This is a genomic window from Streptomyces flavidovirens DSM 40150, assembly GCF_000429085.1.
Classification (GTDB): domain Bacteria; phylum Actinomycetota; class Actinomycetes; order Streptomycetales; family Streptomycetaceae; genus Streptomyces; species Streptomyces flavidovirens.
Genome location: NZ_AUBE01000023.1, coordinates 1 through 12,604 on the forward strand (window position 1 = coordinate 1; position 12,604 = coordinate 12,604).

Sequence of the window (12,604 nt, forward strand, 5' to 3'; positions counted from 1 at the left end):
AATGCGGTGGCTTGCGCCTTAGCTGACGATGCCGAGGATGGGCAGTGCCGGGGCGTCGGAGTTGTCGACGATGGCGGACTTCTTCATGTCGTGGCACTGGTTGGTGCGTGCCTCGTCGAGGACCTCGATGGTGATGACGTCGATGTCCTGGATGGTCGGGCAGACATCGTCGATGATCTGGAGGTTCTGCGAGAACGACGGCTCGTCGGTGGCGATCGCCGGGGAGGCGGCGAAGCCGGTGGCGGCAAGCGTGAGCAGAGAGCCGGCGAGCACCTTCTTGGCGTTCATGCGATGAGCCTTTCCTGAAAGGGGGAGGAGATCCAGCGCCGTGGAGGCGCCGATGCAATATCTAACGTCACAATCGCGAGGGAGTTGCGGTTCTGGCGCGGGAATTACCTCGTTTGCCGCTTCTTTCCGCATGCCGCGAGAGGTCATACGAAAGCCAGGCCTCGTGGAAGGCGTCCACGAGACCTGGCGTCTCTCCCGGTATACCGGGGAAGTGTTGCGATTAAGCGCGCCGAGCGCCTTAGCGGACGGTGCCGAGGATGGGCAGTGCCGGGGCGTCGGAGTTGTCGACGATGGCGGACTTCTTCATGTCGTGGCACTGGTTGGCGCGGGCCTCGTCGAGGACCTCGATGGTGATGACGTCGATGTCCTGGATGGTCGGGCAAAGGTCATCGATGATCGTGATGTTCTGCGAGAACGACGCTCCGTCGCCCTTTCCGTGCCCACCCCGATTGTTCGGGTCCTCGTAGGCCATCGCCGGGGAGGCGGCGAAGCCGGTGGCGGCAAGCGTGAGCAGGGAGCCGGCGAGCACCTTCTTGGCGTTCATGCGATGAGCCTTTCATGAAATGGGGGAAGTCCGGCGCCGTTCAGGCACCGGTGGAATAGCTAACGCATTGATCGCGGACTGGTCGCTGCGGGAGGGGTAGATTCACTCCCTTGCCGCATTCCTGGCACTCGTTGAGGGGTATGTGGTGGCGCGAATAGGACTTTCGTAAGATGCTCCCGGCCCCGCGTTTCAGTGGGACGCCTGCGGGAGGATTTGCCGACCCTGGGGTGGTCGATGTGCTGCGCTCGGGCCATGCGCCGCGAGCCGGTGGCCCGGAGGGCCTCGTACGGGCGTGGCGGTCGCGGTAGTCGCAGTGCTGACGGCCGAGGGATGGACGAACCCTCCGCAATGATCTTGCGGAGGGTGTGGATCGCGCCTCTGGTCTGTGAAAGGCGCCCCCGGCAGGACTCGAACCTGCGGCCAAGCGCTTAGAAGGCGTGCGAGATTAAGCGATGTGCTGACCTGCGTTTCCGCTGGCCGCGCCGAACCAATCTAGGGAAAGGCGCTTGGCCTAAATTTCTCGGAACTTTGACGCAGAACCGACGCCCAGACGCGACGCCGCCCCGGCCTCCACTGTAGAGGCCGGGGCGACCGGGATGCTGCGGCTCCGTCATCTGGACGGAATGACGAACCTCGCGCGAGGCCTTCGACCGCAGACCCGTGCCCACCCGTGAGGGCGGACATATGCCGGAGGGGGGTGCCAAGCCGTTCTACCCCAATCCTCCGCGATCAATCAATGTGGGTTTTGCCCTACATACTTTGGATCATGAAGCGGCGAACGTGATCGGGTGCCGCGCTCTGTCCCTCCGCCTGACTGGGTCATCGCCCGTCGCCGAGCCATCGGGGAACAGATCCGAGCAGCCCGGCTATGGGCCAACCTCACGCAAGAGGAAGTGGCGAACAGGACCGGGATGGACCGGGCGACGTACAACCGCATCGAGCAGGGTCACGCTTCGGCGCTGCTCGACTCTCTGATCCTCATCGCCGACGCCATCGGTGTCCCGCTCGCCGACCTCGTACGGCAGTGAAGAGCCCCGGCCGGCCAAGTAGCGGCCAACCGGGGCGACGAGCTAACTCCCGCAGACGCTGCAGGGCCACGCCGTCTGGCTGACGCAGTTGCCCCAGTCGTCGTACACGTAGATCGTCGTTTTGGTGCCAGTGCACCCGTTGTTACCGCAGGGCGTTTGCTGGTCCTCTTGGTGTCCCATACGTGAACCTGACCTTCTGCTCGGAGGTGGGCTCCCATCGCCGTTTGCACTCGGTGCAGTACCAGCGCCATTGGTCGTCGGCGCCGGGCCGTGTAGTCGTGGTGTCTTTCCACAGCAGCGGGTGCGTGGGGCAGTGGGGGCAGTACGGCGGCTGTTGCGCCACGGCAGGCTCCGTTCTCGTAGGTTCGCCAGCGTGTCGCGGCAGCCGGTCGTGCAGGGTGCTGACCCGCGGCTGTCCACCCGTACGAGCGACCAGCGGCGGGGCCCGTCTCGGCCGTCGACCTGTCCAGGGGCGTGGCGGCCGAGACGGGGGCTCAGTGGGGGTGCTGGCCCAGCGCGCGCGGCGCGGGCGGCGCCGAGCGCCGGCCGTGAGGCTCGGGCGCGAAGTCTTCGGGGGTGATGGGCGGCCCGTGCCAGAGGAGGGTGACGCCGTGCTCGTCGCAGTGGGCGCCCGTGTCGTCCTCGTCGGGGAACTCGTGGTCGCCCTTCGGGCACTCGGTCATCGCCGGGCCTCCCGTACTGCCCGCCGCAACTGAGCTCCGGTCTCGCACCCTTCGGGGCACGTCGGGCAGTCCGTGCAGTGGTCGAGGAGTGCCTTGTACGCCGCGTCTCCGCGGTGGCCCTGGCAGGACCGAGGGAACCAGTGAGTGGCGTAGTCGAGGATTCGGATCGGGCGCGGTCCGAGGTCGATGGCCGTGGACGCGGTGAGGGTGATCCCACACCACACGCAGTCCATGCCGCGCTGCTGCCGCTGGGACAGTCCGCGGAAGGGCGGGAGTGGTGCGGGTGCGGTTGCGGTGTCGTTGGACATGCTGGACCCCTGCGGCAACAGTGGGTGATCCCTGCGGAACACCCCGTACATGCATGGTCCACCGGTGGACTAGTCAGGTCAAGGGGTTGCACACGAAAGAGCCCCCCGCCAACGGCAGGGGCTCACAAGAGGGTTGACGGAATATCAGCCGCCCATCGGATACTCCTCCGTCCGCGACCAGCGGCCCGCCGGGCTGATGCCCACCTCGTAGGCCAGCGCGCGCCCTTCAACGTCGTAAGCCACGTGTCGCGCCTCCGCCACGGCGGCCGGGCCCTCCAGCCGCAGCAGCTCCAGCTCCTGCTCCGTGGCCAGGCGGGCAGTCCACCAGTCGCGGCCGGTGTGGGGCCGACGGCCAGTCTGCATCTCCACGTACCGGGTCGTCCCCTCGCGGACACGCTCACGCTGCAACAGCCTGGGCGCTGCTGCGCCGACCTCGGCCGTGAACCAGCTGTACGAGGTAGCCGTGGGCGTCTCGCCCTCGAACGTCACGCGGTGGCGGCAGACCACGTTCGCGCCGGTCTCGATGCCGAGCCCGGTGGCCACGTCCTCCGGCGCCGGGACGATGTCGGCGGACACGATCTCGGCGTACTCCCCAGCGGTGTAGATGTTGCCGGTCGCAACCGAGGTGGCGTACCGCTCTCCTGCGGTACGGGCAAGCGGGGTTCGCTCGCGCACCGTTGAGCCGGTCCCCTGGCGGGTCTCGATGAGTCCTTCCTGGCGGAGAACGTCGAGCGCCTTCACGACAGTGGCGCGCGAGACACCCCACTTCTCGGTCAGTTCGCGCTCGGACGGCAGCGCCTGGCCGGCCGTCAGTTCGCCGCGCACGATCCGGCCTCGGAGGTCGGCGGCGATCTGGTCGTACTTGGGCAGTGCCATTACTTTCCCCTGCTGACTAGTGGACTGGCCCAGTAGTCATGCTGAGGGTCAACGTGCGTAGAGGTCAAGCGTCCCAGGACGCACGAATCGCCCCCTGCCCTCCCCGAGGGGAGAACAGGGGGCGTTGTCGTCAAGAGCGCCGTCGTTCGGCAGGGAGCCCGAGCACGCTCGGGTTCGATGGGGGCGGGTCAGGATCTTCCGGCGGCGGGGCCCCGTCGCGGCGGCAGACCCGTGCGTCCTTGTCGTACTCCGGCGTCTGCCAGCTGTACCCCGTCTCGCAGGACTGGCCTGCCGGTCCTGGGGGTCCCGTGTCGCCGGTGTCGCCCTTCTCCCCGCGCTCGCCCTGCGGTCCCGGCACGGTGGAGTCCGCACCCGGCTGGCCGGCCGGGCCGGTGGGTCCGGGCACGGTCGAGTCGGCGCCCGATCGCCCTGGTTCACCAGAGGGTCCGGGTTCTGTGGAGTCCGAGCCCGGTCGCCCTGGCTTGCCTGGAGCACCGGACGCGCCCGGCGACGGTGTGATCGTCGGCGCGGCCCTACCGTCCTTGCCGTCCCTGCCATCGGTCCCGGCGCGGCCGGGTACTCCGGACGGTCCGACGTCGCCGCGCGAGCCTGGTTCCCCAGCAACTGGCGTGCCACCCATCTGCTGCACCTGGCGGGCCAGCGCATCTCTGGCCTCGTTTGCTTCGCGCAGGTCGACGGCCAGATCCTGCACGGTGAAAAGGGCCGCGCCAGCGAGGATCGCGCCGCCGACTGCAAGAACGTCCCTGCTGCGTGACCGGCTTTCGTCCGGCGCCTTGTGCCGCCTCACGCTTTCGCCCCCGTCACGATTGCTGTCAGGTACGGAAGCAGGACCGCGACGACGGTGATGACCACGCCGATCATCCACCGGCGGGTAGCGAGGATGCGTTCGGCGTCCTTCTCCCGCTGCGTCTCCAAGGCGGCGACGCGTTCGGCAATCGTGGTCTTCTCGATGTTGTAGACCTCGACCTGGACGACCTTGTCAAGGCGTGAGTTGAGCTGTCCCAGGTCCTCGCGCATGTCCTCGCGCAGGGATTGGATGAGCCGCCCAAGCTCCCCGTTCGACATCGACGGCTCATCAGCCACGTGCTACTCCGATCAGATGGAGGTCGGCCCGCGCGGGGTCGTCGGGGCGGCCACGGTCTCCGTGATGCCGGGGCCCACCGTGCCGCCGCTGGTGACGATCGCCGTCAGCAGCGCCAGCACGGCGGCGAGCCCGCCAACCGACAGCGCGGCGACCCACTCGACGTCGAGCAGCCCGAGCCCGTCGGCGCTGATGACGCCGAGTACGGCCTGCGCGAAGGTGCGCACCATGCGCTCGGCGGTCGCCTTCCAGAATGCTGCTGTGGTCATGCGTTCCTCTTCTCCAGCGCGGTAACGCGCTTCTCCAGAGCGGTGATTCGCTCGGCTGTTGTGGGGGGTTTCGGTGCGGGGGCCGGCGCCGGTGGCTTGGGCGCGGTCGGCGACCAGCTCGCCGGGTGCTTCAGCCGCTCGGCGACCCGGCGGCGGATGTCAGCCATGCCGACCCCCGGCCCGCGCGGGTCGATCTTTCCCGGCTGCCACTCGGAGTGTCCGATGACGGAGGTGTCGCCGCCCTTGCCCCAGCCGTGCGCGCGGAGCAGGGCGGCGGACGCGCGCACCGCTGCCTCTACCTGTACGGCGGGCCACGGGTCTTTGCCGTCGCCGAGGTTCTCGCACTCGAAGCCGTAGAAGTGCTGGTTGCCGTCGGTGTTCGCCTCGTTGTCCGGCGGGAGTGCGGTCTCTGCGATGACGGCACGCAGTACGTCGTCGTCACCGAGCCCGGCGTGGTTGGTCCGGCCGTGGCCGACGAGGTGCACGGTCCCGTCCTTGGCGATGACGCCGTGGCACAGCGGTCCGGGCAGGGCACTGTGCCCCTTCCGGCACAGGGCGACCGTGTCAGCGGTCCCCTTGCTCACGGTGTGGTGGATCATCACCCCGTGGACGGGGCCCCACGCGCCCTTGTGGTTGCGGTTGTGCGTGCGCCAGTTGCCTTCCTCCTGCACCTTGACGCCCTCGGCGCGCAGAGCGGAGAGCAGACGATCAGCGGACAACGGTGCGGCCATGAGATCTCCAGACATGACGAAAGCCCCGGCCATGGGCTCGGGGCTCGGCGGGGCGAACGGTCAGACGGTGGGCGTGACCGCCTCGCTGTACGAGTACGTACGCGACGCGCCAGACAGACGGAAATGCTCTGACCTCGCTATGAGGTCCACGAACTGCTGGACGATCGCCCCCATTTCGGGCGCGTTTGGGTTGTCGGTCGTCGCAGTGATTGCGAGCTGGACTGGGTATTCGCCGATCGTTGTGACGCTGCGCGCGTCGATCGTCCACTGGCTGCTGGTCGGACCCTGCGGGGCACCGAGGGGCATGCGGTATCTCCTATTCGACGATGAAGCTGACGTGCATCCGTAGATTTCTGCCAGTCGCGATGTCCCCGGTCGACGTCCTCAGAGTGCAGAGGCCGTCGGTGCCGATAACGAACCCGCCGGTGGCGGTGCCGTCATCCCAGTCGCCGTTGATCGTGCCGTGCGTCGGCCGCCAGCCAGCGGGCGCGGTGCAGGCAGCCGTGTCCGGGAGATTTCCTGAGGTCAGCGCGATGGCGGCGCCTGTGCGCTGGACGTACATGTCCAACACGATCACGTTGCCCGACCTCGCGCCCCGGAAGTCGTTCACGCTGAATCCACTGGCCGCGACCAGCCCTGTGGTGGTGATGGTCGGGGTGTCAGTGAGCAGCCGTGCTGCGGTGATCCGCATACCGGCAAGCCACGCGGTCATGCAGGCCTCCTACAGGGCGACGATGGTGGGTTGAGCAAGCCGGACATCCGTACCGGCCGGATGGGCCTTGGCGATCCCGTTGACGCTGCGGGTGACGGTGAACCGCTGTGGGTTGACGACCTGGAAGCTGTCGAAGCGCGCTTGCGGGTTGACGTTGGTGTTCTCCGCAAACGCAGACGCGGTGACGCCGACGGCCCCGGACGCGATGGTGTTCGTGGTCACCGTGCCCTCGTGGTGCCACACCGTCGGCTCCTCCGTGCCTACCGGCCACACCCGCATCTGAACCCGGTGCCCAGTGAGCAAGACTCGAACTTCGAACTCAGTTCCAGCCGCGTACGTGTACGACAGAGTCGTGGTGCCGCCCACCTGCGTCGTACCCCGCGTGACAGAGGCGTACATCGCACCGGACGTCCCGAAATGCAGCCGCGCACGGTAGTAATCCGAGCCGTTGACGTAGCGCAGCAGCACCGCCGGCAGCATCGAAGACCCGGTCGAGACCTGGCCGGCCGACATGCGGCACCGCACCTCACAGTCCGCGATGTCTCCGACCGTCATCTGGAACCTGATGGTGGGCACCGGCGCGCTGAGGGTGAGGACGCCGCGGGCCCCGTCGACCGAGCGGTCCGCGGCTACTGCGCCGACCTCCGTCCACAGGTGGCCCGAACTGCTGGTGCCCCATGTGTTGGACAGGGTCCGGGTGAAGGTGTCGGTGCGGTTGGTCACGGTCACGGCGGTGACCACCTCACCGCCCACCCGCAGATCCATCGGGAAGTCGCTTGCCGTCGTCGTCCACACCGGGCCCACATCGGAATGGACCTCCAGCGCAGTCGCCGATGCGGTCGCCGCCGTGCTGAGCGTGGAGCCGTCCGTGTCCGCCCGGCCAAGGACCGCATCATCGACCACGCCGATGTTCCACGGTCCGGCCGGTGAGCAGAACAGGGTGAGGTCCCAGGTGAGGGGCCCGATGTTCTCCTGGTAGCCCTGGACCATCAGGTCCAGCGGTCCGGGCGGCAGGAACGGGGGCAGGTCGGTGATGCGGATGATGTCGCCGACGTCCAACTTCAGCACCTGGGGGATCAGCGCCGGGTACTTGTGGAGGAAGAGCCGTACGGACGGGTACCGGGCCTCGTCCCACGTGCCCAGGTGCGCACGCCACCCGGCGATCTGGACGGGCTGGTCGTCGGTGTGCAGGGAGACGCTGACTGACTCGTCGTAGATGCCGACGCCGGCCGGGGGCTGCTGCACGGACAGAGGGCCGTCCTCGATGACGACGCGCCCCGAGCTGCCGCCCTCCCGGTGCACGGTGACGTCGTTGCGGATCGCCCGGTCGTCGTCGACCGGCTCCAGGGGCGGCGCCAGTTGCCCGTACGGCACGGTCAGCACAGGCCGTTGGTTGTAGAGAGACGATCGGTCCCGGTACACCAGGCCAGTGGATTCCCGGTCCTCATACAGGAAGCCCATGTCGGACTCCGCGCACTCCTCCAGCAGCGTCAGCAGCGCGTTGGGGCGCTGTGGGCCCATCAGCTCGGAGTTGACCGTCGGATCGCCGTCGTACAAGGCGAGCGGCAGCCTCTCCTCGGCTGCCAGGCGCCTCAGCCGGTTGACCGCCGATTCACCGGAGAAACCGCTGTCGGCGCTCTCGTAGGTGGTGACGCCAGCGGCAGGAGGGGTGATCGTGCCGCTCACGCCGTTCCACACGGCGACGTGCCCGACCGCCATTCCGTCCAGGGCACTGCCCCATGAGGCGGTCACGTCGGTGGCCCTGCCCGGCGATCCGGAGTAGACGGTGCGCGCGTACCAGTAGGTGTTGGCTACGACATCGCGCCACGCGGCCGCTACGTACGTCTGCCCGTCAGCGTCTGCGGTGAAAATCTGGAGCCTGTTCCAGACGCCCGCGAAGTCGGCCAAGGCGCGGGGGTCCGTGTACTCGGCGTAAGCGACAAGCGCATCGTCGGGGTCGCGGATCTCCACCCGTACGGCCGCCGTGCTGACCAGGACCACGGCCGATGCCATGCCGAAAAGGCCCGTCCCGGCGACCTGCACCCGCATGACCTGCTGCATCGTGGGCGGCAGCGTCGGCAAGTTGTAGACCGCCTCGACATGCCACCCTTGCGTGTTCGTGCGGGGCACTCGACCGGCGATGCTCGCGGGCCCCTTGATCGTGGGCAGGGCCGATGACCCGTAGAGGCTGTCATCAGCGCCGAAGCTGAGGCCTTTCACCTTGAGGGGTGCAACCTTGGCGATGGGTGAGTACGCGTGTGTGGCGTCGCGGTCCTCCTCCATCGGCCAGTACGCGTTGGGGCTCCCGGACGGGATGCGGCGCCGGAGCGTCGAATCCAGGGCCTTCGTGCCCTGGCCCATGCGGCGCAGGGTCCCGGCCGCCTGCAAGGAGGCCCGTACGTCGTTCCCGGAAGCGTGCCAGCTCGGCGGCCACTCGGGGATGGCCTGGAGGAATCGGTACCACCGGTCAGCGATCGTCGCGTTCCCCGCGACGGTCCAGGTACGGCCGGCGCTGTCCACGAAGCTCCCGGCGCCAGCGGCCTGTGTGGTGAAGTTCGGGTTGGCGACGACCGTACCGCCGATGCCGTTACGGATCTGTGCAGCTGCGATCTGGCCCACAGGAGCCAGGTACGTCAGGCTTTGGATCTGCCCCACGTCCAGCGGTGCGGTGCTGGCGAACACCGACGTGACACCTGCGGTGACGGTGGGGGTGCCGAGCTGTACCCAGGTCCCGTTGATGGTGTCGGAGGTGTAGAAGGTGACGGTGTGCCCGGTCGAACCGTTGTCGACGTCGAGGGTCACGCGCAGGGCGAGTCGCCGCGACAGTGGGATGGGCAGCGTGGTGGAGGAGCGTTCCAGAACGTCGGTGCCGGTCGTGGACCAGGCGAGGTAGGCGAACCCGTTCTGGATCACCAGTCGGTAGGAGCGCTGGTTGCTGGCGGTGTCGTACTTGCCGATCAGACACGTCGCCGTGGTCGTCCCCCAGTCGTCGAGGCGTGCCTCCACCCGGATGTCGAGGTCTCCCGTGATGTCGAGCGAGGCGTGATCGGGCGTGGACGCACGGTCCCCCGAGCTGTCCGCGATGCGCAGGTACGACGGGCCCGCCACGCTCATCCTGGCCGGTGTGTTCCGGCCGAGGAGCCCGAAGTTCGGGCTGTTGGGGTTGCGGTTGGAGTACTTGCCGCCGGGGCTCGCCACTGTGAAGCTGGCCGCCCCTGGGTCCACACGCACAGCGCCCTCCCGGCGCCCCCGCGCATGCGTGATCTCAGTGCCCGCGGCCCGCACATCAGCGGTGACGTCCACCCACTGGCCGCCGATCTGGAACTCCATACGCGCGCCCGGCACCGGCATGGTCTACCTCCTCACTGTCCGAATGCGGTTTGCACGCTGCCGCGCCCGTCGGTCTGCACGATCTTGCGGATGAACCGCTTGACCTCTTCCGGCCCGGCCAGCTCGATACGGACCGTCGTCACCCCACCCACGGGCGCCGCTCCTGCCCGGCCGCTCGTCATTCCCGGCAACGCCTGGGGCATTCCCGCCAACTGACCGCCAGGCATCCGGAAGGGCGGCGCGGACAGGCCCGCGAATGCCTGCTCCGCGGCCCCCATCAGGGTGGTGGCTGCCGCGCCCACGGCGCCCGTACGACTGGCCAGGCCAGCCGCCACCGCCTCACCCATGGACTGCCCCGAGTACAGCGTCCAGCCCTTCCCGGCAAAGGGGCCTTCCTTCGCGGGGCTGAAGGGGAAGTAGTCCCGCGCCGCAGACATCAGGCTGCTTGCCGCATTGCGGACAGAGGAAAGCATCGACCTCAGTCCGTCGATGAATCCCTGCACCAGCGATCGGCCAGAGTTGTAGAGAGTCGAGCCAAGGTTCCCCAGGGCGGACCGGATCGCGCCGGGGAGCTCACCGATCTTCTGCCCGGCACGCTGCCGCAATTCGCTCATCTTCGCCACGAAATCGTTACGCATTTCCGCACCCTTGACGGAAATATCGCGACGCATCTGTCCCAGCTTCTCCAAGGCCTTGGCCTTAATCTGCGTCCAGATCTCGCCGAGCTTCTGCCGGAGGTTATCGCCCAGTTCCCTCATCCGTCGTGCCGCTTCACCAAAGTCACCGCGCATAACGGAGGCAAGGATTTTGATGGCCGGGATGACGACAGTGTTCAGGAGAATCGCGATGCCCTGAAGGGCGCCGGACAGGCCACCCGCCAAGAACGCCGCGACCTCCGCGACGACCGGCAGCACATCTCCGGCACACATCGTGGTGAATTTGAAGAGCATCAGAAGCACAGGTGCCAGCGCGACGACCAGGTCAGCAAAGGCCGTTGACAGTTCGACGAGGCTGGGGGTCAGCTCGACGAGGATTTCCGTCAGGAGGGGGAACAAATCCTGGGCCAGCTGAACGAACGGCACCGTGAGCGCCTCGACGAGGGGTGTCAGGGCCGCCAAAATCGGTGTGAGGACAGCACCCAAAGTTTCGGCGAGTTGCCGCACGAACGGTGCCGCCGCCTCGAAGATCTGGCGTAGCGCCTCGAAGAGCGGGATCAGCGCGGGCAGGAGAGCGGCGACCAGCTCACCCCCGACCGTGAGCAGCGGCGCCACAGCTCGGATCAGTGACCCGAACGCCTTCGCCAGGGAGACCAGGACCGGGCCGAGCGCGTCGATCACTGGTTTCAGGCCCGCGCCGAGGGCCTTAACGGCCTCCTGAATGGGCGGTCCCAGCGCCTCGAAGACGGGCCCAATGATTTTGAGCATGTCGACGAGGAGCGGGGCAACGGTCGTCGCGACGACCGCCATGGTCTTGAAGATGGCCTTGAGGCCGCCCTGGATCTCCGGGGAGGCGAACGCGTCGGCGAGTGCCCCGGTGATCTCCTTCAGTACGCCGATGAACCCGCCGCCGGAAGCCTGAGCCGCGCTGAAGATCGAACCGATGACCTGGAAGACGTTCCCTGCGATTTCCGCGAGGTCGCCGATGACTGTGATGGCCTTCTCGATGGACTTTTCCATCGCGCCGGACTCGAACGACTGGGTGAACTGCTTTGAGAAGCGGTCGAATGCCTTCCCGGCGGCCTTCGTGAGCCGGTCGAAAGACGGCGCCGCCGCAGCTGCCACCTGCGTCAGTCCGGTGACCAACTGGCCCGGAACGCGAGAGAGGTTTTTCAGCCCGGCCGTTGCCCCGCCGATAGCCTTGCCCAGGGTGCCGTTCTTGGACAGGGTGATCGCTGCGGCACCAACACCCTTTCCCATCGAGTTAAGGGCGCCACCAGCCTCCAGCAGTCCCTTACGGACAACCGGCAGCGTCGACTTGCCCATATCGCGCAGGGTCTTGTCGAAGCCTGAAAAGAGCTTGTCCTGGACATCCTGTTGGAGCTTTTTGAATGCCGGGGCGAGCGTCTTTACTTCGCGGGCGAATGACCTGGCATTCGGGGAGAGTTTGGCGATGGCCTGCTCGAACTCGGCAGCCTTCGAGGGGTCCAGAGCCGCCGACACGGCGTCTTCGACGCCGACCATGCCGAGCTTCAGCGCCGTGGTCGCCAACTTGACCGCGAGCAGCCCCGTGACCGCCACACCGGCCGCCGGCGCGACCTGCGCCAGCGTCGCCCCCAGCCCAGCGACCAGTGGCACTGCGGCACCGACTTGCGCCGCGATGGTGCCGATCGACATCGCTACGCCACCGAGCCCGCCGGCCGCACCGACCAGCCGACCGAGGCCGAGCTGGAAGCCGCCCGCGCCCTGCTCGGCCCGGCCGAATCCAGCTGCGGCCTGCTCGCCGAGGCTGACGAACCGGCCGTTGATGTCCCGCAGGCGCCCGTTGACGTCCCGCTGGAAGCCCCGCATCCGGTCTTCGGCGCCAGCCAGCCCCTGCCGCATCCCGGTGTCGTCTGCGCGGATGTGGCCGACGAGATCACCGATGGTCAGGGACATGGCGCTGCCCTCCTACGTGGGTCAGGAGCGCAAGGCGCGCCGGATCTGCTCGGGGTCGTCGACGATGTGGAGCTCGTCGCCCGCTGCCCGCCGGAAGGCGGCTTCGGCGGTGAGGCCGGTGAGGAGGTCGTAGAACTCG

The 12,604-nt window shown here is 67.9% G+C and carries 13 protein-coding genes; 1 reads left to right on the forward strand and 12 read right to left on the reverse strand.

What is annotated here, in order from left to right; all coding sequences use genetic code 11:
* Window positions 1–18: 18 nt before the first annotated feature.
* The gene (locus tag G412_RS0124630) at window positions 19–288 is read right to left on the reverse strand and encodes a hypothetical protein (RefSeq protein WP_028814417.1); all 270 of its coding nucleotides are present in this window, start codon (window positions 286–288) and stop codon (window positions 19–21) included.
* Window positions 289–526: 238 nt separating this feature from the next.
* Window positions 527–832, reverse strand: coding sequence for a hypothetical protein (locus tag G412_RS0124635; RefSeq protein ID WP_028814418.1), 306 nt, complete (start codon window positions 830–832; stop codon window positions 527–529).
* A 788-nt stretch (window positions 833–1,620) separates the two neighbouring features.
* Between G412_RS0124635 and G412_RS0124640 the strand changes: the two genes are divergently transcribed.
* A complete protein-coding gene (locus tag G412_RS0124640) occupies window positions 1,621–1,860 on the forward strand; it encodes a helix-turn-helix domain-containing protein (protein WP_028814419.1) in 240 nt (79 codons plus the stop codon).
* Window positions 1,861–2,354: 494 nt separating this feature from the next.
* Here the strand turns inward: G412_RS0124640 and G412_RS0124645 are convergent, their stop codons facing one another.
* The 10 genes from G412_RS0124645 to G412_RS0124690 all read right to left on the reverse strand — a co-directional run bounded on the left by G412_RS0124645 (window position 2,355) and on the right by G412_RS0124690 (window position 12,465).
* Window positions 2,355–2,543, reverse strand: coding sequence for a hypothetical protein (locus G412_RS0124645; protein WP_028814420.1), 189 nt, complete (start codon window positions 2,541–2,543; stop codon window positions 2,355–2,357).
* On the reverse strand, window positions 2,540–2,851 hold the full coding sequence (locus tag G412_RS39305) for a hypothetical protein (RefSeq protein ID WP_157839153.1): 312 nt from the start codon (window positions 2,849–2,851) through the stop codon (window positions 2,540–2,542). Before G412_RS39305 ends, G412_RS0124645 begins: the two co-directional genes overlap by 4 nt.
* 144 nt (window positions 2,852–2,995) lie before the next feature.
* On the reverse strand, window positions 2,996–3,727 hold the full coding sequence (locus G412_RS0124655; RefSeq protein ID WP_028814421.1) for a GntR family transcriptional regulator: 732 nt from the start codon (window positions 3,725–3,727) through the stop codon (window positions 2,996–2,998).
* An 804-nt stretch (window positions 3,728–4,531) separates the two neighbouring features.
* On the reverse strand, window positions 4,532–4,831 hold the full coding sequence (locus G412_RS0124660; protein WP_028814422.1) for a hypothetical protein: 300 nt from the start codon (window positions 4,829–4,831) through the stop codon (window positions 4,532–4,534).
* Between the two features lie 12 nt (window positions 4,832–4,843).
* Entirely contained in the window at window positions 4,844–5,098 is a 255-nt protein-coding gene (locus G412_RS0124665; protein WP_028814423.1) for a holin, read from the reverse strand.
* Entirely contained in the window at window positions 5,095–5,829 is a 735-nt protein-coding gene (locus G412_RS35835) for a peptidoglycan recognition protein family protein (RefSeq protein WP_037649787.1), read from the reverse strand. The genes G412_RS0124665 and G412_RS35835 overlap by 4 nt, the downstream gene beginning before the upstream one ends.
* Before the next feature lie 60 nt (window positions 5,830–5,889).
* A complete protein-coding gene (locus G412_RS0124675; RefSeq protein WP_028814424.1) occupies window positions 5,890–6,135 on the reverse strand; it encodes a hypothetical protein in 246 nt (81 codons plus the stop codon).
* Window positions 6,136–6,145: 10 nt separating this feature from the next.
* Window positions 6,146–6,541, reverse strand: coding sequence for a hypothetical protein (locus G412_RS37325; protein ID WP_028814425.1), 396 nt, complete (start codon window positions 6,539–6,541; stop codon window positions 6,146–6,148).
* Between the two features lie 9 nt (window positions 6,542–6,550).
* On the reverse strand, window positions 6,551–9,892 hold the full coding sequence (locus tag G412_RS35845; RefSeq protein ID WP_051338591.1) for a hypothetical protein: 3,342 nt from the start codon (window positions 9,890–9,892) through the stop codon (window positions 6,551–6,553).
* A gap of 11 nt (window positions 9,893–9,903) precedes the next feature.
* Window positions 9,904–12,465, reverse strand: a complete 2,562-nt coding sequence (locus G412_RS0124690; protein WP_028814426.1) for a phage tail protein — start codon at window positions 12,463–12,465, stop codon at window positions 9,904–9,906.
* Window positions 12,466–12,604 lie beyond the last annotated feature (139 nt).

What these genes read in the sequence shown, in the direction of transcription:
- G412_RS0124630 (WP_028814417.1), bottom strand. Translation starts at nt 288, where the DNA reads ATGAACGCCAAGAAGGTGCTCGCCGGCTCTCTGCTCACGCTTGCCGCC.
- G412_RS0124635 (WP_028814418.1), bottom strand. Translation starts at nt 832, where the DNA reads ATGAACGCCAAGAAGGTGCTCGCCGGCTCCCTGCTCACGCTTGCCGCC.
- G412_RS0124645 (WP_028814420.1), bottom strand. Translation starts at nt 2,543, where the DNA reads ATGACCGAGTGCCCGAAGGGCGACCACGAGTTCCCCGACGAGGACGAC.
- G412_RS39305 (WP_157839153.1), bottom strand. Translation starts at nt 2,851, where the DNA reads ATGTCCAACGACACCGCAACCGCACCCGCACCACTCCCGCCCTTCCGC.
- G412_RS0124655 (WP_028814421.1), bottom strand. Translation starts at nt 3,727, where the DNA reads ATGGCACTGCCCAAGTACGACCAGATCGCCGCCGACCTCCGAGGCCGG.
- G412_RS0124665 (WP_028814423.1), bottom strand. Translation starts at nt 5,098, where the DNA reads ATGACCACAGCAGCATTCTGGAAGGCGACCGCCGAGCGCATGGTGCGC.
- G412_RS35835 (WP_037649787.1), bottom strand. Translation starts at nt 5,829, where the DNA reads ATGGCCGCACCGTTGTCCGCTGATCGTCTGCTCTCCGCTCTGCGCGCC.
- G412_RS0124675 (WP_028814424.1), bottom strand. Translation starts at nt 6,135, where the DNA reads ATGCCCCTCGGTGCCCCGCAGGGTCCGACCAGCAGCCAGTGGACGATC.
- G412_RS37325 (WP_028814425.1), bottom strand. Translation starts at nt 6,541, where the DNA reads ATGACCGCGTGGCTTGCCGGTATGCGGATCACCGCAGCACGGCTGCTC.
- G412_RS35845 (WP_051338591.1), bottom strand. Translation starts at nt 9,892, where the DNA reads ATGCCGGTGCCGGGCGCGCGTATGGAGTTCCAGATCGGCGGCCAGTGG.
- G412_RS0124690 (WP_028814426.1), bottom strand. Translation starts at nt 12,465, where the DNA reads ATGTCCCTGACCATCGGTGATCTCGTCGGCCACATCCGCGCAGACGAC.